This window comes from Mailhella massiliensis, from assembly GCF_900155525.1.
In the GTDB taxonomy this organism is placed as follows: domain Bacteria; phylum Desulfobacterota; class Desulfovibrionia; order Desulfovibrionales; family Desulfovibrionaceae; genus Mailhella; species Mailhella massiliensis.
Map to the genome: position 1 here is coordinate 1,087,579 of NZ_LT706952.1, position 23,547 is coordinate 1,111,125.

The following is a 23,547-nucleotide window of genomic DNA, read 5'->3' on the forward strand; positions in this document are numbered from 1 at the left end:
ATGTCCCATCTCTGCGCCACCGACCTTGCGGGCCGGATCTCCGAACAATGCGGCGGTCTGCCCCTCGGCATCATTTTCGACTGCGACGGCGTCGTCATCGACTCGCGCGAAGCCAACATCGCCTACTACAACTACCTGCGCGACTACCTCGGCCTGCCCAGACTCACGAAAGAGCAGGAGGACTTCGTTCAGGCCGCCACCGTGCATCAGGCCATGGACGCCATGTTTCCGAGGCCGCTCCAGCCGCTTCTGCGCGACGCGGCAAGGCGCATTTCCTATGTACGCGACATCATGCCCCGCATCACCTGCTATCCGGGGCTGCACGACGTGCTCGACTTCTGCCGGGAAAGGGGCGTCCGGCTCGCCATGAACACCAACCGCACCGACGGCATGGACATGCTTCTGGACAACTGCCGCCTGCACGGCTACTTCGACCCCATCGTTCTGGCAAGTCACGTCGCCCGCCCCAAACCCGCTCCCGACGGGGCGCTGCTCATCATGAAGACATGGAACATTCCGGCCGCCCGACTGCTCTTCATCGGCGACAGCACCTCCGACAAGGGCGCTGCGGAAGGGGCCGGCATTCCCTTCCTCTCCTTCCAGACCGAGGGGCTTTCCCCCGTCTCGACGAAGGATTTCCCCACGCTTCTCCAGGCGCTGAAAAGCCTTCCCCTGTAACACTTCGCCGCTTTACAACGATACCTTTATGGTTTAAACAACGGAAATTCAAACGGCAGGGCGCAACTGCCTGCCAGGAGGAACCTTGACCCCTGAAGATCTGGAATATTTCCGCAACCTTCTCAACCAGATGCTCGTTGAGGCCCAGCGCAACGGCGATTCCACTCTGGAAGAAATGACGGACAGCCATTCATCGTATGCGGACCCTTCCGACCGTGCCACCGCCGAGTCGGACCGTTCCTTCACGCTGCGCATACGCGACCGCGAACGCAAGCTCATCACCAAGATACAGGATGCGCTCAAGCGCATGGACGACGGTGAATACGGCATCTGCGAAGAGTGCGGCGAGGATATCAGCCTCGCACGACTCAAGGCGCGTCCCGTCACCACGCTCTGTGTTTCCTGCAAGGCCCGTCAGGAAGAAGGCGAAAAGATACAGGGCAGTTGAGTCCCTGTCTTCCATGCCGCCATGGATGCCCACCTTTTCCGCCGTTTCTGCGAGGCGCTCATTCCCCGCATCATGGGTGCGCGCATGGAAAAAATCCATGCGCCCGGTCCCCATGTCACGGTATTCACCCTGTACGGAGGCGACGGACGCGAAGGGAAACGTCACCTTGTTCTGAAGGCCGACCGCAAAGCCCCCCTTCTGTTCGTCGCCGCACACCGCGTTCCCGTCAACGCCGAGCCTCCGGCCTTCGTCATGCGCCTGCGCAAGTATCTTTCCGGCAGGCGCATCATTCACGCCGTCTGCGCATGGCCCGAACGCAGGCTCTTTCTCGGCCTTGCCGGAGAACCCGAAGTCTGGCTTCTGCTCGACCTGCGCGAAGGTCCCTCCCTGCTTTTCGAAGCCCCCTCCCTCCCCGAAGACATCTCCTGGCCCGACGCGGACGTTCTCGCCCTTCCTCCCGAACGGTGGAAGGAATACCCCGTGCTTACTCCCGCCCTGCGCCGCAGCCTCGCCGGGCTCGACCCGCTGGACGCGGGCGCTCTGCTCATGGATCTTGAAGCGGGCGGAGGCGACGTTTTTCTCTATGAAGGCGAGGGCGGGCGCTGCGAAGCCTCGGCCTGGCCGCTTTCTCAAAAGCAGCTTGCCTCCATGGGCGGAACATGGAAGGAACATGTGCTGGAAGACCCGCTGGAGGCGCTGGCCCGCGCGGGAGAAACGCTGGTCTATGAACAGCTTGCCCGGCAGGCCAGAGAAAACGCGGCGCGGCCCTTCGCCGCCGAAGTGACACGCCTCAAAAAGCTTCTCGACAAGCTGGACGGGGAGGAAAAGCGCCTTCTCGCCATGCGTGAAAAGCAGCAGGACGCCCTTCTGCTGCAAAGCCAGCTCTACCGCTTTTCCCCGGAAGAAAAGGCCGAATCCGTCATTCTGGACGGCCCGGAAGGCCCCGTATCGCTCCGGCTCGACAAAAGGCTCACCGTGCGTGAGAACATGGCCGAGCTCTTTCATCAGGCCGGGCGCGGACGCCGCGGGCTGGAACATCTGGAAAGGCGACGGGCCGAAGTACGGGAACAGAAGGAACGGGCCGAATCCGCCATGCTCCGCACCCTCGCTTCCGTCACCGGCGCAGGAGCCGCGCCCTCCCGCGCCAAAACGGGTACGGAGAAAAAGCCCTCCGCCCTGCCCGGAGATCTGCCCAGGCAGGTGCAGGCCTTCCGCAGCAGCGACGGTTTTCTCATTCTCCGGGGAAGAGACACCAGGGGCAACGCCCTTGCGCTCAAGCTCGCCGCTCCCCACGACTACTGGCTGCATACGGCCGACGGCCCGAGCGCCCACGTCATCATCCGCCGCGACCATGCGGGACAGGAGGTGCCGGAAAGAACGCTCCATGAAGCGGGCGTGCTCGCGGCGCTCAAAAGCTGGCAGAAAGACCAGGAAAACGCCGACATCCAGTATTCCCTGGCCAAATATATCCATCCCATGAAAAAGGCCGCTCCCGGCATGGTGCGCATCGACCGCAGCGAGGGTGCGTTCCGCGTCCGGCTGGACGCCGGACTCGAGGCGCGGCTGGAAAAGAACTGACGCGGCCGCATACGGCCGGAGGATACGCCATGCACGACAACATGCAGAGCTTTGAAGCCCGCGCCTTTCTTCTTCTCCTTGCGGCATCCTCCGTGCTTTTCGGATGGCTTCTTCTGCCGTTCTTCGACGTGCTGTTCTGGTCCGTGGTCATCGCGGTGCTCTTTTCGCCGGTTCATGTACGCCTGCGCGACAGATACGGCATGAAGCCGAACCTCGCATCGCTGCTCACCGTGCTGCTGTGCCTTTTCATCATCATTCTGCCGCTCGCCTGGCTGCTCTATTCCTGCGTGGCGGAAGGCGTCGCCCTGTACGACAGGCTCTCCTCGGGAACGGCCTCTCTGGTGGACGCGGTGGACCGCCTGAAGGAACATTTCCCCGAGGCTCAGGCATGGCTTGCACAGTACGGCTATACGCCGGAGCAGATCAAGGCCGCGTTGAGCAGGACGGCCCTTTCCATGGGCAGCCTCATCGCCAGAAACACCATGGCCCTCGGCGGCAGCGCGGCGCAGCTTCTCACCAACCTCGCGCTGGTGCTGTACATCTCCTTCTTCCTTGTGCGGGACGGCGGACGCATACGCGAGCTGCTCATACGCGCCCTGCCCTTCGGCGATCACCGGGAAGAGCGGCTGTTCTCCAAGTTCGCCGGCGTCATGCGCGCCACGGTGAAGGGGAGCCTGCTCGTGGCCATGGCTCAGGGCGCGCTCGGCGGGCTCATGTTCTGGATTCTCGACATACGCGCCGCCGTGCTGTGGGGCGTGGTGATGACCATACTTTCCCTCATCCCGGTGGTGGGGTCCGCGCTCATCTGGCTGCCCACGGCCCTGTATCTCATCGCCGTAGGCCACTACTGGGAAGGCGGACTGCTCATCGCCTACGGCGCATGTGTCATCGGACTCGCGGACAATCTTCTCCGGCCTCTTCTTGTAGGGCGCGACACCAAACTGCCCGACTTTCTCGTGCTGCTTTCCACCCTGGGCGGCTTCATGCTCTTCGGCATGGACGGCTTCGTCACCGGCCCCACCCTTGCCGTGCTCTTCGTCACCGTGTGGCAGATATTCATGGAAGAGTGCGAAAGCGGCATGTACGGAACATGCCTCGACTCCGTGCGCCGGCCCTCCCTGGAAACGACAGAGACCGGAAAAAACACGGCGCCGAAGAAGGGCGACTGATTCTCAGGCTTCCTCCAGCCATGCCGCAAGGCCGCTCACGGCCGCCCTTGCAGCCTGCACGCGCACCTCGTCGCGGCTGCCGGAAAAATGGAAAAGCCGTGCGCGGCTTTCACCCTTGAGGGCCCAGCCTATCCATACCGTACCTACGGGCTTTTCCGCGCTGCCGCCCCCCGGCCCGGCCACGCCGCTGATGCTCATGGCCGCATCCGCGCCCACGGCCGCACATACGCCGAGAGCCATGGAACGCACCACGGCTTCACTTACCGCGCCCACCGAAGCGAGATCCTCTTCCCTTACCTGCAGAAGGCCCTGCTTCACGCTGTTGGCGTAGGAGATGACGCCGCCCAGATACCAGTCGGACGAACCGGGCACGGCCGTGAGCATGGCTCCCACCAGACCACCGGTACAGGATTCCGCGCTCGCGCAGACAAGGCCGCGCCTTTTCAGCGCCTGCGCCAGCGACAGAACCAGAACGTCGTTTTCCTCAAACATGAACCTGCTCCTTTTCCGCCCTTTCACGGCGGAAGCTTGAAAAAGGCCGGAAGAGCCTTCCGCGGAACCTTTGCCCGACGGACGGCATTCCGACCGGATACCTGCGAAACGCCCGTACCGGGAGCTGCTAGGCGTGCCCGGCAAAAGCCGCACCGGCGCGGGCAGCGCCCCACAGCCCGGCCTGCGGATGACGGTTCACCCATACGGGAATCTCGGCAAGCAACTGCCTGCGAGCCTCCCTTTCCCGGAAGAACTCCTCTGCAAATTCTCCGTGCCGCACGAGGGCCGGGCTTTTTTCCGCCACGCCCCCCGTCAGTACCAGCGCCTGAGGCAGCAGCGCAAGCGCGGCCATACGGCAGAACCGGCCGTAAAAACGCGCATACCATGCGCAGCATTCGGAACCGGCAAATCCCGGCTCCGCCGTAAACAGCGCCGGTTCCGCAGCCGTTCCGCTCAGATACTCGTAAAGACGCGCCAGTCCGGGACCGGAAAGCACATGTTCCGCCGTTACCGGCCCGCCGCCCAGTCTTCCGGCAAGCCAGTCGGCAAAGTCTCTCTCCCTCCCGCCTTCAAAGGGAAAAGGCATGTGCCCGCCTTCCGATGCAAGAACGCGCGAGCCCCGGGACGCCCCGTCTCCGGGCAGAAGCCAGGCCGCGCCGAGCCCCGTGCCCGCGCCGAGCACCGCCACGGGAGCACGGCTTTCCGCAAGCCCCGTGCCCGCGCCGAGCACCGCCACGGGAGCACGGCTTTCCGCAAGGCCGGAAAGAGCCGCAAAGTCAAAACGCTCCGCGCAGGCAGAGACGCCGCGCCCCGGCAGGAGCAGTTCCGCCTCGCGCATGGCGGGAGAAAGGCAGGCCCAGGCCTGCGCCTCGAAATCGTTCATCACCAGGCACCGCGCTCCGGGGAAACGGGCCAGGGCAGGCCCCGCCTCCACACGAAAGGAAGCGTTGGTCATGGACACGCCCCCGTCCTTCACGGGACCGGCTGCGGCAAAAATCAGCAAAGATACTTTTTTCCATTTCTCTGCATCTTCCGGCCGACAAGCAAAAATTTTCTCAAGCAGCGCATCGAAGCTATCGCATACCGAAGGAACAACCACCCCTTCTTTTATTGATATCTCTCCGCCATTACAGGAAAACCTGAAAAAACGGCTTCGGGTTCCGCCAATATCGGCCGCAAGCATATCCATGTCGAACCTCCCTGCATGGCCATGCAGATAGCACAGACACGGCAACATTGCCATGCCCGGGCAAACAAGATATCATTCTCATGGGAAAGGGGCTTTTCCGCGCCCTGAAAAGGGACTATGCTCTTTTCTTCACCTGTGACCCCTCAAAGCTTGCCATTTCGGCGCAGCGTGCCAGAATCCCGGGCTCGCCCTCCTTTTTCCTGACGGGCAGGATTTTCCCAAATCAGAGTTTTTCATGGAATATCATATTCGTCCAGATACGTCACACCCCACCAGCAACATGAACCGGGAATGGCTCCTCACCAACACTCTGGGGGACTATTCCTCCGGCACCGCACAGGGATGCAATACCCGCCGCTATCACGGACTGCTGGCCGTACAGACCCCTTCGGGGCGATATATGCTCCTTTCCTCTCTTGAAGATTCCGTTGCGGTGAACGGCAGGGTCATTCCCCTTTCCAGCCGCGTTCACCCCGGCGTCATCTATCCCGAAGGCTGGCGTTTTCTCAAGGAAGTCGTCTGCGATCACGACGGCGTGACCTTCGCCTTCCGCCTTTCCGGCGAAGGAGAGGAGGAAATCACGCTGCTCCGCTCCCTTATTCTCGACAGAAATTCCTCGCGCCTCATCATCCGCTATGCTCTTGCCGATACTCCCGCCGCCCGGGAACTCGGCCCCGTGCGCATCGTGCTCCGCCCCCTGCTCTCCGGCCGGAACATCAACCACCTTTCCTCTTCCGAAGATTCCGCCTTCTCCCTCCACACGCTGGGCAAGGAATATGCCGAGTACCCCGGCTTCTCCTTCCAGGCGGGAAAAGACGTGCCGCCCCTGTACATGCAGATTTCCCACCCCGGGCTGCACCGTTCCGCCTTCGCCTCCTCCCCCGACTGGTATTTCAAGGTGCTCTACCCCGTGGAGAAGGAACGCGGTTACGATTTTTCGGAAGATCTGCTCATGCCGGGCGAGTTTTCCGCCACGCTCGAGGCCGGATTCCCGCTCTGGATTTCCGCCGGTACCGGGCCGCTTTCCCTGGCGCCGGAAACCGTGTGGGAACGCCATGCGGCCACCGCTCCCAGGCCCGTGTTCAAGGAAGCGGTTCTGGAACATCTGCGCCGCGAGAACGACCGCTTTCTCATCACCGCAGGCGGCGAAGCCGTCGTGCCTGCGGGCTATCACTGGTTCGGCCCCTGGGGGCGCGACACGCTCATCGCCCTGCCCGGGCTCACCTTCCTTTCCGGCAGACTGAAGGAAGGCAAGGCCATACTGCGCCAGATAGGCGGCACGGTGAAAAACGGCCTCGTGCCCAATCTCATCGGCGCGGGCAACGGAGAACCGGCCTTCAACTCCGCCGACGCCTCGCTGTGGTACATGCTGGCCGTGCATCGTCTGGCCATTGCCTGCCCGAAGGAAATGCCCTTCATCAAAAGAACCTGCTGGCCCGTCATCAAGGACATTCTGCACAGCTTCGCCGCAGGCACCATGCCCGATGAAAACGGCGACATGCTCGTATATGCCGACGAGGAAGGCCTGCTGCATACCGGAAACGCGACGACGCAGCTCACCTGGATGGACGCCTCCATAGACGGCATACCCGTCACGCCCCGTCACGGCTGCGCGGTGGAGCTGAACGCCCTGTGGTTCGACGCCCTTTCCTTTGCCAAGGAACTGGCCGGAACCTTTGAAGAAATGCCGCCCGCGGAAACGGCGCTGCTGCCCCGCCTGAAAAAGGCGTTCAACCGTGTCTTCCGACCTTCGGAAGAAGACGCCGCTCTCATGGGCGGGGGCCTGTACGACACCTGGCACCCCGAAGAAGGTCCGGGCAGACATATACGCCCCAACCAGATCTTCGCCGTGGCCGTGCCCTGTTCCCCCCTGCCGCAGAAGATACAGGCCTCCGTGGTGAAATGCGTGCGCGAACATCTGCTCACGCCCTTCGGACTGCGCACGCTTTCCCCCTCCGATCCCGAATATCGGCCCGTATGCCGGGGCGCGCAGAAGGAACGCGACAAGGCCTATCATCAGGGCACGGTATGGCCGTGGCCCGCGGGCGCGTACATGGACGCCGTGGTAAAAACGGCCCGTACGCCCAAGGCCGTGCGCGACGCGATCACCGCGCTCACGCCGCTCTTCACCGTGCACCTTCAGGAGGCCGGTCTGGGCAGCATGTCGGAAATTTTCGACGGAGAGGCGCCCCATACGCCGGGGGGCTGCATCGCGCAGGCCTGGAGTTCTGCGGAAGCTCTCCGTCTGCTGCTCACCATCAAACACTATAACACGGGAGAATGGAAACGCTGGCTGGATTCCCTTGAGGAAGCCGGCCGGGACATCCGTTAACAGAGTTTTTCATTTTATCCGATATAACGGGGGATAACATAATGCGCGTTCTGATGCTTGGATGGGAATTTCCGCCGCATATCAGCGGCGGGCTGGGGACGGCCTGCTACGGCATAACGCAGGGGCTTATGGAAAAAGGAACGGACATCGCCTTCATCCTGCCCAGCATGAAGGCCGATTCGTCGCCGAGCGGAACCTTTCTTCGTTCCGCCTCCGGCATTCCCATTTCGCGGGCCCTGAAAAAGGCCGTGGAAAAGGTGCACCAGCAGCAGGAGGCCGATGAGTTCGCCCACCTGTTCATGCGCCCCGTAAGCGCAAGACTCAATCCTTACGGCAGCTACGAATTCGGCCGGCGCGACATCGACCCCGACGTTTTCCGGGAAAACGACCAGTATGTCGAGGAGATCAGCCACTTCCGGGGCGGATACCACGACGACCTCATGGACGAGGTGTACCGCTTCAGCACCGCCGCCACCGCCGTGGTGCTGGAAGAACACATGAAGAAGAAGGCCGACGTCATCCATGCCCACGACTGGATGACCTACCCGGCCGCCATCGCGGCCAGCCGCCTGAGCGGACTGCCCTTCGTCGCGCATCTGCACGCCACGGAGTTTGACCGCTGCGGCGATCACGGCTATGATAAGATATACAACATCGAACGCGACGGTCTGCAGGCTGCGGATCACGTCATCGCGGTCAGCCAGCGCACCAAGCAGGTGGCCGTGGAACGCTACGGCGTTCCGCCGGAAAAGGTTTCCGTGGTGTACAACGGCGCCTTCCTGCATGAGGAAATTCCCACCTTCGAGATTCCCGAACTTGTCCGGGAGGAGAAGCGCGTCCTGTTCATGGGCCGCGTCACCTTCCAGAAGGGGCCGGAATACTTCGTGGAAGCCGCGCGCCTCGTGCTCAACGAAATGCCCGACGTGCGCTTCATCATGGCCGGCAACGGCGACCTTCTGCCGCGGATGATCCGCCGCGTCGCGCAGCTGCGCATGGGCAGCCGTTTCCACTTCCCCGGCTTCATGCGCGGCAGGGAAGTGCAGCGCATGTATTCCATGGCCGACCTTTACGTCATGCCCAGCGTGTCCGAACCGTTCGGCATCGCTCCGCTGGAAGCTCTGCAGTGCGGCGCGCCCATTCTGCTTTCCAAGCAGTCGGGCTGCGCCGAAGTGCTGCCCGGAGCCCTGACCGTGGACTACTGGGACGTGCGTCAGATGGCCGACAGAATCCTTGACGTGCTGAACCATCCCGACATGGCCGCCGAAAGCCTCAGGCTCTGCCAGGAAGCGCTGCAGACCCTCACCTGGGAACGCGCCGCCGACGGCATTCTCGATGCCTACGCCCATGTCTGCCCCAATGCCCGGAGTTGAGCCATGCCTTCCGTATGCTTTACCTTTGAAGTTCATCAGCCCTGCCGTTTACGCCCCTACGGATTCTTCGACATGGGGGCGAAGAACGACTATGAAGATGTGGAACTGAACCGCAGCATCATCCGCAAGGTGGCCCAAACCTGCTACCTGCCCATGAACGCGCTGCTTCTTGAGCTTATCGAACGTCATCAGGGACGCTTCCGCGTATCGTTTTCCCTTTCCGGCACCGTCATCGAGCAGCTCGAGACCTATGCGCCGGAGGCTCTGGAAAGCTTCAAGGCCCTTGCCCGTACAGGCTGTGTGGAATTTCTGGATGAAACCGACAACCACGGTCTCTCCTGCCTCTTCTCCGAAGAGGAATTCCGCGCGACGGTACGCCGCCACCGCGAACGTATGCACGAGCTGTTCGGCCAGCATCCCCGCGCCTTCCGCAACACCGAGCTCATCTACAGCAACGACGTGGCCCGCATGGCGGAGGACATGGGCTATGCCGTCATCCTCGCCGAAGGCGCGGCCGACGTGCTCGACTGGCGCAGCCCGCACTTCGTCTACCGTCCTGAAGGCTGCCCGGGCATGAAGCTCATGCTGACGAGTCCCTCTCTTTCCGCCGACATCGCCTCCCGCTTCTCCGACCGTTCGTGGGCGGCCTATCCGCTCATGGCCGAAACCTACGCCCACTGGCTGCGCAGCGTGAAAGGCAACGGAGAAGTCATCAACCTTTCCATGAACTACGAAAGCTTCGGTGAACATCAGGGCGCCGAAACGGGCATTTTCGAGTTCATGCACGCTCTGCCGGATCAGATTCTGAGCGACCCGGAATTCGACTTCCTCACCGTATCCGAGGCGGCCGACCGCTACGGCGCCTACGCCGCGCTGGATGTTCCCTACCCCATGTCCCGGGCGGGCGACCTTGCTCCCTGGCTCGGCAACGACATGCAGAAGGACGCCTTCCGCGCCCTCTGCGAATGTCAGGGGCTGGTGGACTACCTCAACGATGAAGAACTCACCGGAATATGGAGGAAACTGCAGACATCCGATCACCTCTACTACATGGGTACCATCCGCACCTCGGACGGCAACGCGTACCCGGCTCTGTCGCCTTACGGGACGCCCCTTGAGGCCTATACCAACTTCATGAACATTCTGGCGGACTTGCGCATACGGCTCGTTGCCAAATCCAACCAGTAGCCATACCAAAGAACCAACGCCGCGGCCCCGCTCTCCCCGTTCCGGGGAAAGCGAGGCCCTTCGCGTTGGAATCCACCCTTTACGGAGTTTCCATGAACCAACCTTCACGCACCCACCTTTTCGAGGTCAGCTGGGAAGTGTGCAACAAAGTCGGCGGCATTTATGAAGTCGTCGCAAGCAAGGCGCAGCAGGCCATGAACGCCTACAACGGCGAGTATTTCCTCATCGGCCCGGACACCAAGAAAAACACGGAGTTCACCGAGACGGACGAACCCTGCTGGGACGCTCTGCGTTACCCCCTGAAGGACAAGGATCTGCGCTGCCGCTTCGGCCGCTGGGAAATCCCCGGCCGTCCGCGCGTCATCCTCGTGGACTTCAACGGCCGCCACGACTCGAATCAGATACTGCGCCAGCTCTGGGAACGCTACGGCGTCGACTCTCTTTCCGGCGGCTGGGACTATATCGAACCCGTGCTGTTCAGCTACACCTGCGGCGAAGTCATCGCCACCATCCATCAGGTTCTCGCCACGCGCAACAAGAGCCACGGCGTGGCCCACTTCCATGAATGGATGTGCGGCGCGGGCATTCTCGCCCTCAAGCAGCTCGCGCCCACCATGGGTACGGTGTTCACCACCCACGCCACCGTGCTCGGCCGCGCCATGGCCGGCAACGGCGTGGACATCTACGCCCGCATGTCGGAAATCTCTCCCTCGCAGGAAGCCTACCGCTACAACGTCACGGCCAAGTGCTCCATGGAAACCGTGAGCGCCCGCGAGGCCGACGTGTTCACCACGGTGAGCGGCATCACCGCCGAAGAGGCCCGCGTCTTCCTCGGCCGCACGCCCGACATCATCACCGACAACGGGCTCGATCTTTCCGTCATCCACGACTACAGCGCCGACCGCGAAAGCGCCCTGAAGAACCGTGAAAAGCTCCTTGCGCCCGTAAGCCGCCTGCTCCGCCGGGAAATCACCCCCGATACCCGCATTCTCGTCATTTCCGGCCGCTACGAGTATCACAACAAGGGCGTGGACCTCTTCCTCGACGCGCTCGCCAAGGCCAAGAAGTCCATGAAGAACACCTCCAACAAGGTGCTCGCGCTCATGCTCATGATGGGCGGCCATACCGGCGTGAACGAAAAGGCCATAAGCGGCGATCCTTCCGTGACGGCCGATCCTTCCATGCCCGAAGCCGGCTTCATCACCAGCCATCAGGTCTACGACGCTCCCAACGATCCCATTCTCACCACCTGCCGCCGCCTCGGTCTGAACAACGAGAAGGACGACAACGTGCAGGTCGTGTTCGTTCCCGCTCTGCTCGACGGGCACGACGGCTTCTTCAACATGCCCTATTTCGACGTGCTCTCCGGCTGCGATCTCGGCGTGTTCCCCTCCTGGTACGAGCCCTGGGGCTATACTCCCCATGAAAGCGCCGCCTACAGCGTGCCCACCGTCACCACCGATCTTTCCGGCTTCGGCCTCTGGATCCGCCAGATGGAAAACGAAATCGGCATCCAGCCCGGCATAGGCGTCATCGCCCGCCGCAACGCCGATTACGCCCGCACCGTGGATTCTCTGGCCGACGTCATCGTTCACTGCGCTTCCTGCTCCGCCGAGGAACTCGACCAGCGCCGCCGCACCGTGCGCGCCGCCGCAGCCCACGCCTCGTGGGATCAGTTCTTCCAGCTCTACAGACAGGCCTACGACATGGCCAACGAAAAGGCCCACTCCCGTCGTTTCGCCTCCAGCCACAAAGCATCCTCCATCTCCAAGGAACTCGCCATGCGTCCTTCTTCCATCCCCTTCCTGCGCACGCTTAACGCCGTGTCGGAACTGCCCGCCGAACTGAGCCGCCTGCGCGACCTTGCCAACAACGTCTGGTGGTGCTGGCAGCCCGAAGCCATGGCTCTCTTCAAGGGAATGGACCCCGATCTGTGGGAGGAATCCGGCCACAATCCCATCGCCATGGTGGAACGTACCTCGCCGAGCCGTCTGCACGACCTTGCCGCCGACGTCACCTTCGTGACGCGTCTGAACAAGCTCGCCGAAGAATTCGACGCCTACATGGCGCAGCCGCTCGTCACCGACACGCTGGAAGACGGCACCACGGTGATTTCCCCCGAACGTCCCATCGCCTACTTCTCCACGGAATACGGTCTGCATGAAAGCCTGCAGCTCTATTCCGGCGGCCTCGGCGTGCTTTCCGGCGATCACCTGAAGTCCTCCAGCGACGAACGCCTTCCCCTCATCGGCGTGGGCCTGTTCTACCTGAACGGCTACTTCCAGCAGACCGTGGACAAGCGCGGCCATCAGAACCCGCAGTACCCCGAAAATCAGCCCGCGTGCCTACCCCTCGAAGCCATGCTCGACGACAAGGGCGACCCGCTCATGATTTCCCTGCCCCTCGGTTCCCGCACCCTGTACGCCCGCATCTGGAAGCTGCAGGTGGGCCGCGTGCCGCTGTATCTCATGGATACCAACGTATCCAAGAACAACGACGACGACCGCCGCATCACCGCGCGTCTCTATGAGGCCGACCGCGACGTGCGTATGCGTCAGGAAATCCTGCTGGGCATCGGCGGCGTGCGTATGCTGGCCGCACTCGGCATCACGCCTTCCGTCTGGCACATGAACGAAGGTCATTCCGCCTTCCTCGTGCTGGAACGCCTGCGCCAGCACATGAAGGGCGACGACCTCACCCTGGAAGAAGCCAAGACCCTCGTGCGCAGCTCCTGCGTGTTCACCACGCACACCCCCGTGGACGCCGGCAACGAACGCTTCTCCGTGGATCTCATGCACCGCTACTTCCCGCCCTTCGCCGAAATGCTCGGTCTGGAATGGGCGGACTTCCTCGCTCTCGGCCGTCAGGACGGAGGCGATCCCAACAACTTCGACATGACGGTGCTCGCCCTGCGCATGTCCTCCCAGGCCAACGGCGTGAGCGCCATGCACGGCATGGTTTCCCGCCGCATGTGGCGCAACATCTGGAAGGGCTTCGCCGAAGCGGAACTGCCCATCGGCCATGTGACCAACGGCGTGCACACCGCCTCCTATGTGGGCCCCGCCTTCCGCATTCTGCTCTGGCACTACCTCGGCGCCAACTGGCTCGACCTGCGCCCCGAGGATCCGGCCTGGAACAAGGTGCAGTCCATTCCCGACGATGAATTCTGGGCCGCCCGCCGCGCACAGAAGCAGACGCTCATCGACGCTCTGCGCGAACGCCTGCCCCAGTGCTCCGCCTATTCCGACATCTCCGGCGATCAGCGCGTACAGTGGCTCTCGAACCTCACGCAGAACACGCTCATCATCGGCTTCGCCCGCCGCTTCGCTCCCTACAAGCGCGCCACCATGCTCTTTGCCGATCCCGACCGCCTCGCCCGTCTGCTCAACGACCCGAACCGTCCCACCGTGCTCGTCATGGCCGGCAAGGCCCATCCTGCGGACAGCAAGGGTATTGAACTTATCGAAGACGTGGTGCGCTGGTCGCGCGATCCCCGCTTCTTCGGCAAGATCTTCTTCGTGGAAAACTACAACCTCGAAGTGTCCCGCCTGCTCTCCCGCGGCTGCGACGTGTGGCTCAACACGCCCCGCCGTCCTCATGAAGCCAGCGGCACCAGCGGCGAAAAGGTGCCGGTCAACGGCGGCATCAACCTCAGCATCTCCGACGGCTGGTGGGTGGAAGGCGACAACGGCAAGAACGGCTGGACCATCGGTCCCAAGGCCACCTATGCCACCCTCTCCGCCGAACAGAACGACTATGCCGACGCCGAAAGCCTGTACCAGATTCTGGAAAACGACGTGGTGCCGCTGTTCTTCCAGCGTGATTCCGACGCCCTGCCCCACGGCTGGATAGCCGTGGCCAAGAACTCCCTGCAGACGCTCACCGCCATGTACGGCTGCCGCCGCATGGTGCGCGACTACATGGAAAAGATCTACATCCCGGCCGCCCGCCGCGGCGTGGCCATGGATGCCGACCGTCAGGCCAAGGCCCGCAGACTCACCGAATGGCAGAAGAACATCCCCGGACGCTTCAACACCGCCAGCATCCAGTCCATCGAGGTTTCCGGTCTGGAAGGCGATACCGTGTACTGCGGCAAGCCCTTCACCGTGAAGCTCACCCTGAACCCCGGAGAAATGAAGAGCGACGAACTGCTCGCCCAGTTCGTGCTCGGCGTGAGCGACGGCGCGAACTTCACCGACGAACCGCAGATCATCAACCTCACCCTCACCGGTGAGGAAAACGGCATCCTCACCTATGAGGCCGCCTGCACGGCCAGGGAAAACGGCCTCCATGCCTACGGCCTGCGCGTGGTGCCCTTTGCCGATCCCATGGACAACGTGCTCCGCTCCGGTCTGGTGCAGTGGGCCTAGTCTGATCTCCCTTTAACCCGAATGCGCGCGAAGCTCCGGCTTCGCGCGCATTTTTCGTCCAGAGGGGGGAAACAGCTATTCCGTCCCTCTCCCGCGTTTCCGCTCCCCGGCAGGAAGAGCCGGGAGCTTCCGCCATATCCCCCCAGTGCAGGAATTTCTTCGGAAACACAGACCGGAAAAACGGTCTCCCGCCTTGATTGACGGGCGGCGGAGCGGAATGCTACTGTGCAGAAAATTTCGCGCATGCCCCATGAGGCAGACGCGCGTGGAGATCTTCATGCAACAGAAAGAACTTGTGGAATTCATCGCCAGATCGCTGGTGGACAACCCCGATCAGGTGGCCGTGAGCGAATCGGAAAACGATCAGGGCTCCGTGCTGGAACTTTCCGTCTCCCGCGACGACCTCGGCAAGATCATCGGCAAGCAGGGGCGCACGGCGCGCGCCATCCGCACCATTCTCGGCGCGGTGTCCGCCAAGACGAAAAAACGCGTCGTTCTGGAAATTCTCGAATAATGCCCGCGTCCTCTCTCGTTGTTCTGGGGCGCCTCACCAAGCCCCACGGCGTCAAGGGCGAGATCCGTGTGGATTATTACGCCGATTCCGCCGATCTTCTGGAAAAGCCGCTCATGCTGCGTGCCGGACGCTTCGCGCCGCGCCCCGTGCGCATCCGCGAATGGCATCTGTGGAAAGATCAGCTCATCCTGAGCATCGAAGGCTGCAACGACCGTTCCAAAGCCGAACAGCTGCGCGGTCAGGAACTGCTCATCGACGCCTCCTTCCTGCCCGAGGCGGAGGAGGACGAACCGTATCTGCGCGACCTCATCGGTCTTTCCGTGCGCCTTGAAGACGGTACGGTGGTGGGAGAACTGGAGAACGTGGATTTCCCCGCCGGACAGGAGATGTGGGTCATCCGCGCGCCCGAGAAGGAAGGCGGCTACGAAATACTGTTCCCCGCCGTGCCCGAGTTCGTGCGGGATATCGACCTTACGGCGGAAACGGCCACCATCGCCCCCCCGGAAGGCCTGCTCGACCTGTACCGGGAAGGCGCCGCCGCAGACCTGCCCGACGACGGGCAGGAAGAGGAAGACGCGGCCTCTTCCTCCAAAGCGTAAGCCCATGCGTTACCATCTGGTCACCCTGTTTCCCGAGTGGTTCGACTCGCCCCTTTCCAGCGGTCTCATGGAAAAGGCGCGGGAAGCGGGCATTGTGGAGTTTACCTTCTCCAACCCGCGCGACAAGAGCACGGACCGCCATCATTCCGTAGACGACCGTCCCTACGGCGGCGGCCCGGGCATGGTGCTCATGCTTGATCCTCTGGTGCGCACCCTGCGCGAACTTCCGCCCTGCAACGGCAGAAAGGGGCGGCTCATCGCGCTCACGCCTGCGGGGCGGCCCTTCACGCAGGCTCTCGCCCGGGAACTTGCGAAGGAAGAGGAACTCACCCTGGTATGCGGCCGCTACGAGGGCTTCGACGCGCGCCTTTTCGACCTTCTGCCCGTGGAACCCGTATGCGTGGGCGAAGCGGTTCTCAACGGCGGCGAAGCGGCGGCCCTTGCCGTCATCGAGGCCACGGCCCGTCTGCAGCCCGGCTTCATGGGCAAGGATGAATCAGGCGACGAGGAAAGTTTCAGCAACGGACTTCTGGAATACCCGCAGTACACCCGGCCGGAAAACTTCGAGGGACTCGAGGTTCCCGCCGTGCTGCAGGGGGGCAATCACGCCCACATCGCCGCATGGCGGAGGGAACAGTCGGTGCTGGCTACGGCAAAACACAGGCCCGATCTGCTCGACCACGCCGTGCTTACCCATCACGACAGGGAAATTCTTCGCGCCGCTCCCCGCTTCCGCCCTGCCAAAAACCTTTCCGTGGCCCTGCTGCATCATCCCGTGCGATTAAAAGATCGGAAAACGGGCACAACCTCTTTGACAAACCTCGATATTCACGATATAGCACGAATTTCCCGCACCTATGGGATCAGTGGATTCTTCGTGGTCACGCCGCTGAAGGATCAGCTCAGACTCTTGGCAACACTGCTCTCTCATTGGACGGAAGGACCCGGCCTGTCGTTCAACGCCGACAGAGCCGAAGCCCTTCGACTGGTCAGGCCTGAGGAATCTCTGGAAAGCGCGATTGCGACGTTGACAACCGATCGCGGCCTGCCGCCCTTCGTGGTCGGCACCAGTGCCCAGCCTCTCCTAGATAAAAAACACCGGGAACGCCGGCCCGCCTCCACCTTCGACGAGGTGCGAGACAGGCTCGCGGACAGGCCCGTGCTCCTTCTGCTGGGAACCGGGCATGGCATTGCGCCTGAGGTGTTGGAGCAATGCGACGCCGTCCTGCCGCCACTGCGCTGGATGGACGAATACAATCATCTTCCCGTTCGCGCCGCCGCCGCCATTCTTCTGGACAGGCTGCTCGGCGACCGGGGATAAACACCATTTCCTCAAGGAGAGTCCCCCATGGATATCATCAAGAAGATTGAACGCGAACACATGCGTATGGACATCCCGTCCTTCAAGCCCGGCGACACCATCAAGGTGTATCTGCGTATCGTCGAAGGCGAAAAGGAACGTATCCAGATGTTCCAGGGCAACGTGATCCGCATTCAGCGCGGCACCACCGGCTCCACCTTCACCGTCCGCAAGATTTCCGACGGCGTGGGCGTGGAACGCATCCTGCCCATGCACTCCCCCTTCATCGACCGCATCGAAGTGGTGACCGAAGGCCGCGTGCGTCGTTCCCGCCTGTACTACCTGCGCGATCTGCGCGGTAAGGCTGCCCGCATCAAGCCCCGCAACCGCTACTAGGATTCCGGCCCGGCCTGCCCGGGCCCTGGTTTCGAGCAGAGACAATCCCCTTCCGGGTCCTTCCGGCGGGGGATTTTGTCTATGATGTCCCTCTTTCTTTTCACGCGAGCAGGTTGTCCATGGCCCGAATCCGCAAAAAAGCCGTCATCGAACAGGGGATGCTGTTCAGCGCCCCGGATATGCAGGAACCGCTTACCGCCGGAACCGACGAAGCCGGCAGAGGCTGCCTTGCCGGCCCCGTCGTGGCCGGAGCCGTCATTTTTGCCGACGGGTTCGACCTCATGGGGCTGGACGATTCCAAGGCGCTCAAGGCGCAGGAAAGGGAAAGGCTGGCCGTGGAAATACGGAGCCTTGCCGTGGGCTGGGGCATAGGGCTCGCGTGGATGAACGAAATTTCGCGCATCAACATTCTTCAGGCCTCGCTCATGGCCATGACGCGCGCCGTAGCCGCCATGCGCGTGCGCATGAAGGTGAAGGAAAAAGCCGTGCCCGCGCGTCTTCTCATCGACGGCACGCAGATCATTCCTCCGCTCTATTTCCGTTCCTTCGGCATCCCGCTGCCCGAACAGGAAGCCGTGGTGGACGGCGACGCCCTCATTCCTTCCATTTCCGCGGCGTCCATTCTGGCCAAAACCTTCCGCGACGATCTCATGACCAGGCTCGACGCACGCTGGCCCGAATACGGCTTTGCCCGGCACAAGGGCTACGGCACCAAGGAACACCGGGAAGCCCTGAAAAAATACGGCCCCTGTCCGCTGCACAGGCTGGATTTCCGCAGCGTGCTGCCGAAAAAGGAACAGGAGCAGGGCTGGCTTTGCTGAGCGCGCCCTTTTCCCGGCAGAAGGCAGGCAAAGAGGCGGCACGCACGGGCACGGAAGGAGAAGAGGCCGCCTGCGCCATGCTCTGCCGCATGGGCTGGCGCATCCTTGCCCGCAACTGGAAGAGCGGCCACCTGGAACTTGACATCGTGGCGCAGGAGCGTGACACCCTTGTGTTCGTGGAAGTGAAGACGCGCTCGCAGGGCGGCATGCAAAGGCCCTTCGAGGCGCTAACCGCGGCCAAGAAAAACACGCTGCGCCGCGCCTCTCGGGCATGGCTTGCCGAACACGGGGCCTGGGGCCGCCCCTGCCGCATCGACCTTGTCTGCGTGACGGCCGCGCAGGGAACCTACCAAACGGAGCTCATACGAAATGTCATCGAATACGCAGATCAGGGAGCCCGGCACGCTCTGGGTGGTGGGGACTCCTCTTGGCAACCCTGGTGATCTTTCCCCCCGCGCCCGCGCCTGCCTGGAAGAGGCGGACATCGTGCTGGCCGAAGACACCAAGCGCGAAGGCCTCGCCTGCGCCCGCTGGGGCGTGACGGTGCGCCGATTCGTCAGCTATCACGACCACAACGAAAAGGAAAAGGCCGCCTCCGTGCTGGAACTGCTGCGCGAAGGCAAAAACATCGCCCTTATTTCCGATGCGGGCATGCCCGTCATGGCCGACCCCGGCTATGTGGTCATCCGAGCCTGCAGGGAAGCCGGACTGCCCGTTTCCGTCATTCCCGGCCCGTGCGCGCCCGTTACGGCGCTCGCCGGTTCCGGCATTCCGCCCCAGCCCTTCGTCTTCTTCGGTTTTCTGCCGCGCAAGCGCTCCGATCAGGAGGCGGCTCTCGCCCCTTACGCGACGCTTCCCGTCACGCTGGTTTTTTTTGAACGCAAGGACAGACTGCCGGAAACGCTGGAAAACGCACTCGCCCTGCTCGGCCCGCGTGAAGTATGCGTCGCACGGGAACTGACCAAGACGCATGAGGAATATCTGCGCTTCCGCCTTGATGCCGTGCCCGACCTTTCCGGCATACTCGGCGAAGTGACGGTGGTGCTCGGCCCGCCCGAAGGACATGCCAGAAGCAGCAGGGAAGAAGTGCTCGCCCTCATTGAGGAAGAACGCCCCTTGGGCGGCGCTCCCCGTGCCGTGGCACGGCGCGTGCAGTCCCGCGCACGCGGCTGGACCACGGGCGAGATCTACGCGCTCATTTCGGGCATGAAGGGCTGAAACCGAAATCCGGGGGACCGGTCTCCGAAGCGCCGGCCCTTGCGGGCAGAAGCCTTGTATGCTACCAGAAAGTTATGGGAATTATTCCTGTTTAGTGTATTTCAACGGAGCTTTCGGGCTCCTCTTTATATGATCTTGGGAGCCGGATATGGCCGACACACCCCGCATAGACAACCGCAAGGCCCGCCAGTATTACGAATTTCTTGAATTTTTCGAAGCGGGCATCGTCCTTACCGGGCCGGAAGTGAAAAGCCTCCGGGCCGGACAGGTCAGTTTCGGAGACAGCTTCGTGGAATGCCGCGAAGGCGAGGCCTTCGTGGTCGGTATGCGCATAGCGCCGTACGACCGCGGCGGCTATGTGCTGCAGGAACCCGACCGTGACAAGAAGCTCCTGCTCCATCACCGCGAGATACACATGCTTGCCACGCGCATCGAGCAGAAGGGTCTTACCGTGGTACCTGTGAAAATTTACTTCAAGCACGGCAAGGTCAAGCTGGAAATAGCCCTCGCCCGGGGCCGCAAGCTGCACGATCAGCGTGAAGAGCTCAAGCGACGCGCCGAATCCCGCGACATGGAGCGGGAACTCGCGCGCAGATAATACAAAAAGCCCCCTCGAAGCCCGGCATACGCCGTACGCCCGAGGGGGTTCTTTTATGCCTTTTCCGACCCGCCGCGCCGCGGGCTCATCCTGCCGCTATCCCTTCATCAGTGCGGGCAGCAGCGTGGACAGGGGCGGGAAGAGAATGATGATGAACAGGCACACGAGCAGCGCCGCCACAAAGGGCACGGCCGCGCGGTACATCGTTCCCAGCGAAACGGATGCCACTTCCTTCATGACGAAGAGACTGATGCCGAAAGGCGGCGTGATGGACGCCATGTTGTCGAGAATGACGATGATGACGCCGAACCAGATGAGATCCCATCCGAACACCTTGGCGATGGGCACGAAAATGGGCACGCAGATGAGCAGCAGCGGCATGGAAGGAAGAAAACAGCCCAGAATGAGGAATACCAGCACGATGGCCGCCATGACCAGCATGGCGGGCAGATCCATGCCTGCGATGGTGTTGGCGAGCACCATGGGAATACGCGTCATGGCCATGAAGTAGCTGAGCACGATGGCGCCGCACAGCACGGTGAAGCACATGGAAATGTACTTTGCCGAATCCTGAAGCGTATGGATGAAGTCCTTCAGGCTGAGGCGGCGCATGAGCAGCGCAAGGATGAGCGTACCGCAGGCGCCGATGCCTCCGCCTTCGGTGGCGGTGAACACGCCGCCGTAAATGCCGCCGATGACGAGAAGGAAGATGAGCATGATCGGCAGGCCGGATTTGAGCGAAACGATGCGCTCCGTCATGGAGGCGCGGGGCAGGCGGGGCGCGAGCGACGGCTTTCTGCATACCATGAGCCATACCGCCAGCATGAAGCAGAACATGCACACAATGCCCGGAATGATGCCTGCAATGAACAGATCGCCTATGGACTGCTGCGCCAGCACGCCGTAGATGATGAACGTGGTGCTCGGCGGGATGAGGCAGCCTATGGTGCCGGAACAGGCCAGCGTGCCCACGGCAAGCTCATCGTCGTATCCGTTCTTGCGCATTTCGGGCAGGGCTATGGCCGCCATGGCGATACTGCCGGAAAGCACGTCGCCCACCACGGCGCCGAACAGGGAACAGGCCACCACGCTGCCCATGGCCAGCCCGCCGCGCATGTGGCCCATCCACTTGCGCGCACAGTTGTAGATGTCCTCCCCGAAGCGGGCATAGAAGCACAGGTAGCCCATAAGCATGAAGAACATCAGAGGAGCCCAGGAATAGCTCCCCGCCGTGGCGTAGAGCGCCTTGCCCGTAGTGCCGAAGGATGCCGGAATACCCTTGAGCTGCGCTATGAATATGAGTCCCGTGGCCACAAGGGCGAAGGCTACGGGCACTCCGAGGAAAAAGAGAACGAAAAGCAGCGTCAGCCCGGCCACCCCCACCTTGATGGAGGACATGCCCGGAACCCTGTGCGTGGCGACGTACCACATGACGGCCACGCAGAGAATGCCCGCAGCCAGGGCAAGCAGCGTTCTGGCCGTGCCGTTCTGCCGTATGGCCGAAGCCATGACTTCAAGAAGCTGCGTCAGCAGGGCGACGGCCAGCATGCAGAAGCCGAATCCGGCAAAGCAGATGAACGGCTCCAGCGGAATACGGAGCACCAGCGTCACGGAAGAGGTCTTCATGCCGTAACGGAACGTGGTCCAGGCGCAGAACAGCACGATGACCACGGACCAGAATCCCGTCACCACTTCAAGAAGCGCGCGGGAGGGTTCCTTCAGCCTCGACGTGAGAATATCCATGGTGACGTGACTTTTCTGCCACTGCGTGACGGCAACGGAGGAAAAGACGACGATCACCATGAGAAGTTCCGTCAGCTCCGTCGTACCCGGTATGGAGCTGCCGAACAAATAGCGCAGAAACACATCGGCGAAGGTGAGCATGACCATAAGCATGAATATGCCCATGCCCGCCGCGCTGAGGATGAAGGCCGGCTTTTCCGTCGTTCGCAGTACGGCGGCGGCTCTGTCCAGAATACGGGGGAGTCCGGCGTCCTGAACGGAACCGGCGATGCGGGAATTCTCCATATCTTTTTCCTTTGGCCGGAGACCGGGGGAGCCTCGCGGCACGGCAAAAAATTTACAGGACGCATCCGCATCGCCCATAGGAGCGGATGCGGATGCGACAGGTACGCTGTGAACGGCGGATTACTTTTTCACGCCTTCCTGGAAGATCTTCATGGAACGGCTGTCCTTCCACGGCCTGGCATAGGTTGCCTGCAGTTCGTGGATGCGTTCGGCCATGGCGGCTCCGGGGTATCCGGCCTTGTTGAGGATTTCCACCCATTCGTCCTTCACGGAAGCGACGCGCCCGTCGATCTGCGCGTATTCCGCATCGGTCAGCACATGGAGGCTCCCGCCCATGGTTTCCAGCCAGGTATGAAGGCTCTGGTACGGCAGCGTGTTCCAGAAGTCGGTGAAGACCTTGCGCCCGTATTCGCCGGACACCTCGTCTATCACCGCGCGCAGATCATCGGGCATGTTGTCGTACACGTCCTGATTCATCATCACGCAGAACACGAAGCAGGTGGTCTGCACGGCGGTGACGTGCTTGACCACGTCGCCGAGCCTGCGGGAAACAAGCAGGTCGTAATCCACCGTCGCCGCGTCGATGACACCCTGCTGAATGCTGGTGAACACGTCGGCAAGAGGTACGCTGACCACGGAAGCGCCGAGAGCGCCCACCTTCTGCGCCACCTGATAGTCGCCGAGCACGTTGATCTTCTTTCCCTTGAAGTCGTCCAGAGTTCTGATGGGATCCTTGCTGCCGATCAGCATGCCCACGGTCTGGGCATGGGTGAACAGCACCTTCACGCCCTCGAATTCCTTCTTCACTTCGGGGAAGGATTCCTGAACGGCCAGAACGAAGGCCGTGGGATCTTCCATGGAGACGCCGGGGCTTACCGTGGTGAAGACACGTTCATGGAACGGAAACTGTCCCACCGCCACGTCGAAGCTGAATTCCGCCATATCGGCCACGCCCGTCTTCACGGATTCGAAGGCGTCGGCTTCCTTGCTCAGGGCCTCGGCGAAATACGGCTCCACCTTGATGCGACCGCCGCTGCGTTTTTCCAGTTCCTCCACCCAGGGCTTGAGCGCATGGTTCCAGCGGTTGTGGACGGGGGGAATGGGCAGATTGAGGCTCAGCACATATTCGGCTTCGGCCGCAACCGATCTTTGGGGAAGGGCCATGCCGGACAGACACAGAGCCATGCTCAGCAGAACAAGGGACAGCTTCTTCATAGAGTTTCTCCTCGCGCGTTTTCCCGCCCCGGCGGGGCGGGTAT

Annotated in this window: 20 protein-coding genes; 16 read left to right on the top strand and 4 right to left on the bottom strand. The window is 62.2% G+C overall.

The genetic code is table 11. The features are described from left to right. The 4 genes from CZ345_RS15225 (at nucleotide 1) to CZ345_RS15240 (ending at nucleotide 3,873) form a co-directional block, all read left to right on the top strand. Entirely contained in the window at nucleotides 1–678 is a 678-nt protein-coding gene (locus CZ345_RS15225) for an HAD family hydrolase (RefSeq protein WP_083717534.1), read from the top strand. 85 nt (nucleotides 679–763) lie between these two features. Further along, entirely contained in the window at nucleotides 764–1,126 is a 363-nt protein-coding gene (gene dksA / locus CZ345_RS15230; RefSeq protein ID WP_077073906.1) for an RNA polymerase-binding protein DksA, read from the top strand. A gap of 21 nt (nucleotides 1,127–1,147) precedes the next feature. Beyond that, on the top strand, nucleotides 1,148–2,704 hold the full coding sequence (locus tag CZ345_RS15235) for an NFACT RNA binding domain-containing protein (RefSeq protein WP_077073907.1): 1,557 nt from the start codon (nucleotides 1,148–1,150) through the stop codon (nucleotides 2,702–2,704). A 29-nt stretch (nucleotides 2,705–2,733) separates the two neighbouring features. Further along, the gene (locus tag CZ345_RS15240; protein ID WP_077073908.1) at nucleotides 2,734–3,873 is read left to right on the top strand and encodes an AI-2E family transporter; all 1,140 of its coding nucleotides are present in this window, start codon (nucleotides 2,734–2,736) and stop codon (nucleotides 3,871–3,873) included. 3 nt (nucleotides 3,874–3,876) lie between these two features. Here CZ345_RS15240 and CZ345_RS15245 read toward each other — a convergent pair whose 3' ends face one another. Then, a complete protein-coding gene (locus CZ345_RS15245) occupies nucleotides 3,877–4,365 on the bottom strand; it encodes a CinA family protein (RefSeq protein ID WP_077073909.1) in 489 nt (162 codons plus the stop codon). 127 nt (nucleotides 4,366–4,492) lie between these two features. Beyond that, nucleotides 4,493–5,608 (bottom strand): glucokinase, encoded by a 1,116-nt coding sequence (locus tag CZ345_RS15250; RefSeq protein WP_083717536.1) that lies wholly within the window; start codon nucleotides 5,606–5,608, stop codon nucleotides 4,493–4,495. A 181-nt stretch (nucleotides 5,609–5,789) separates the two neighbouring features. On the opposite strand from CZ345_RS15250, the gene CZ345_RS15255 reads away from it, so the two are divergent. The 12 genes from CZ345_RS15255 (at nucleotide 5,790) to smpB (ending at nucleotide 20,260) form a co-directional block, all read left to right on the top strand. Next, the gene (locus CZ345_RS15255) at nucleotides 5,790–7,886 is read left to right on the top strand and encodes an amylo-alpha-1,6-glucosidase (RefSeq protein ID WP_077073911.1); all 2,097 of its coding nucleotides are present in this window, start codon (nucleotides 5,790–5,792) and stop codon (nucleotides 7,884–7,886) included. A gap of 41 nt (nucleotides 7,887–7,927) precedes the next feature. Then, nucleotides 7,928–9,256 carry a glycosyltransferase gene (locus CZ345_RS15260; RefSeq protein WP_077073912.1) on the top strand — a complete coding sequence of 443 codons (1,329 nt, stop codon included), beginning with the start codon at nucleotides 7,928–7,930 and terminating at the stop codon, nucleotides 9,254–9,256. Between the two features lie 3 nt (nucleotides 9,257–9,259). Beyond that, the gene (locus tag CZ345_RS15265; RefSeq protein WP_077073913.1) at nucleotides 9,260–10,444 is read left to right on the top strand and encodes a glycoside hydrolase family 57 protein; all 1,185 of its coding nucleotides are present in this window, start codon (nucleotides 9,260–9,262) and stop codon (nucleotides 10,442–10,444) included. A 92-nt stretch (nucleotides 10,445–10,536) separates the two neighbouring features. Continuing rightward, nucleotides 10,537–14,814: an alpha-glucan family phosphorylase gene (glgP, locus tag CZ345_RS15270; protein ID WP_077073914.1), complete on the top strand. Its 4,278-nt coding sequence runs from the start codon at nucleotides 10,537–10,539 to the stop codon at nucleotides 14,812–14,814. A gap of 277 nt (nucleotides 14,815–15,091) precedes the next feature. Beyond that, the gene (locus tag CZ345_RS15275; RefSeq protein WP_077074142.1) at nucleotides 15,092–15,328 is read left to right on the top strand and encodes a KH domain-containing protein; all 237 of its coding nucleotides are present in this window, start codon (nucleotides 15,092–15,094) and stop codon (nucleotides 15,326–15,328) included. Continuing rightward, nucleotides 15,328–15,927, top strand: coding sequence for a ribosome maturation factor RimM (rimM, locus tag CZ345_RS15280; RefSeq protein ID WP_077073915.1), 600 nt, complete (start codon nucleotides 15,328–15,330; stop codon nucleotides 15,925–15,927). Before CZ345_RS15275 ends, rimM begins: the two co-directional genes overlap by 1 nt. Before the next feature lie 4 nt (nucleotides 15,928–15,931). Continuing rightward, complete coding sequence (gene trmD, locus CZ345_RS15285; RefSeq protein ID WP_077073916.1) at nucleotides 15,932–17,248, top strand: tRNA (guanosine(37)-N1)-methyltransferase TrmD; 1,317 nt, start codon at nucleotides 15,932–15,934, stop codon at nucleotides 17,246–17,248. Nucleotides 17,249–17,275: 27 nt separating this feature from the next. Continuing rightward, nucleotides 17,276–17,623 (top strand): 50S ribosomal protein L19, encoded by a 348-nt coding sequence (rplS, locus tag CZ345_RS15290; RefSeq protein WP_077073917.1) that lies wholly within the window; start codon nucleotides 17,276–17,278, stop codon nucleotides 17,621–17,623. 158 nt (nucleotides 17,624–17,781) lie between these two features. Next, complete coding sequence (locus CZ345_RS15295) at nucleotides 17,782–18,444, top strand: ribonuclease HII (protein ID WP_144277412.1); 663 nt, start codon at nucleotides 17,782–17,784, stop codon at nucleotides 18,442–18,444. Further along, nucleotides 18,441–18,887, top strand: a complete 447-nt coding sequence (locus tag CZ345_RS15300; protein ID WP_077074143.1) for a YraN family protein — start codon at nucleotides 18,441–18,443, stop codon at nucleotides 18,885–18,887. The genes CZ345_RS15295 and CZ345_RS15300 overlap by 4 nt, the downstream gene beginning before the upstream one ends. Beyond that, nucleotides 18,814–19,662 (top strand): 16S rRNA (cytidine(1402)-2'-O)-methyltransferase, encoded by an 849-nt coding sequence (gene rsmI, locus CZ345_RS15305; protein ID WP_077073919.1) that lies wholly within the window; start codon nucleotides 18,814–18,816, stop codon nucleotides 19,660–19,662. The genes CZ345_RS15300 and rsmI overlap by 74 nt, the downstream gene beginning before the upstream one ends. 148 nt (nucleotides 19,663–19,810) lie before the next feature. After that, nucleotides 19,811–20,260, top strand: coding sequence for an SsrA-binding protein SmpB (smpB, locus tag CZ345_RS15310; protein ID WP_077073920.1), 450 nt, complete (start codon nucleotides 19,811–19,813; stop codon nucleotides 20,258–20,260). Between the two features lie 96 nt (nucleotides 20,261–20,356). On the opposite strand, the gene CZ345_RS15315 is transcribed toward smpB, so the two are convergent. Then, the gene (locus tag CZ345_RS15315) at nucleotides 20,357–22,288 is read right to left on the bottom strand and encodes a TRAP transporter large permease (RefSeq protein ID WP_077073921.1); all 1,932 of its coding nucleotides are present in this window, start codon (nucleotides 22,286–22,288) and stop codon (nucleotides 20,357–20,359) included. A 120-nt stretch (nucleotides 22,289–22,408) separates the two neighbouring features. Further along, entirely contained in the window at nucleotides 22,409–23,503 is a 1,095-nt protein-coding gene (locus CZ345_RS15320) for a TRAP transporter substrate-binding protein (protein ID WP_077073922.1), read from the bottom strand. Nucleotides 23,504–23,547: the final 44 nt, after the last annotated feature.

Bases quoted from the DNA above. Each gene is read 5' to 3' on its own strand.
- trmD (WP_077073916.1), top strand. From the start codon at position 15,932: ATGCGTTACCATCTGGTCACCCTGTTTCCCGAGTGGTTCGACTCGCCC.
- CZ345_RS15295 (WP_144277412.1), top strand. From the start codon at position 17,782: ATGCTGTTCAGCGCCCCGGATATGCAGGAACCGCTTACCGCCGGAACC.
- rimM (WP_077073915.1), top strand. From the start codon at position 15,328: ATGCCCGCGTCCTCTCTCGTTGTTCTGGGGCGCCTCACCAAGCCCCAC.
- CZ345_RS15315 (WP_077073921.1), bottom strand. From the start codon at position 22,288: ATGGAGAATTCCCGCATCGCCGGTTCCGTTCAGGACGCCGGACTCCCC.
- CZ345_RS15225 (WP_083717534.1), top strand. From the start codon at position 1: ATGTCCCATCTCTGCGCCACCGACCTTGCGGGCCGGATCTCCGAACAA.
- CZ345_RS15320 (WP_077073922.1), bottom strand. From the start codon at position 23,503: ATGAAGAAGCTGTCCCTTGTTCTGCTGAGCATGGCTCTGTGTCTGTCC.
- CZ345_RS15245 (WP_077073909.1), bottom strand. From the start codon at position 4,365: ATGTTTGAGGAAAACGACGTTCTGGTTCTGTCGCTGGCGCAGGCGCTG.
- rsmI (WP_077073919.1), top strand. From the start codon at position 18,814: ATGTCATCGAATACGCAGATCAGGGAGCCCGGCACGCTCTGGGTGGTG.
- CZ345_RS15260 (WP_077073912.1), top strand. From the start codon at position 7,928: ATGCGCGTTCTGATGCTTGGATGGGAATTTCCGCCGCATATCAGCGGC.
- CZ345_RS15275 (WP_077074142.1), top strand. From the start codon at position 15,092: ATGCAACAGAAAGAACTTGTGGAATTCATCGCCAGATCGCTGGTGGAC.
- CZ345_RS15265 (WP_077073913.1), top strand. From the start codon at position 9,260: ATGCCTTCCGTATGCTTTACCTTTGAAGTTCATCAGCCCTGCCGTTTA.
- CZ345_RS15240 (WP_077073908.1), top strand. From the start codon at position 2,734: ATGCACGACAACATGCAGAGCTTTGAAGCCCGCGCCTTTCTTCTTCTC.
- CZ345_RS15250 (WP_083717536.1), bottom strand. From the start codon at position 5,608: ATGGCAATGTTGCCGTGTCTGTGCTATCTGCATGGCCATGCAGGGAGG.
- smpB (WP_077073920.1), top strand. From the start codon at position 19,811: ATGGCCGACACACCCCGCATAGACAACCGCAAGGCCCGCCAGTATTAC.
- CZ345_RS15255 (WP_077073911.1), top strand. From the start codon at position 5,790: ATGGAATATCATATTCGTCCAGATACGTCACACCCCACCAGCAACATG.
- glgP (WP_077073914.1), top strand. From the start codon at position 10,537: ATGAACCAACCTTCACGCACCCACCTTTTCGAGGTCAGCTGGGAAGTG.
- CZ345_RS15235 (WP_077073907.1), top strand. From the start codon at position 1,148: ATGGATGCCCACCTTTTCCGCCGTTTCTGCGAGGCGCTCATTCCCCGC.
- rplS (WP_077073917.1), top strand. From the start codon at position 17,276: ATGGATATCATCAAGAAGATTGAACGCGAACACATGCGTATGGACATC.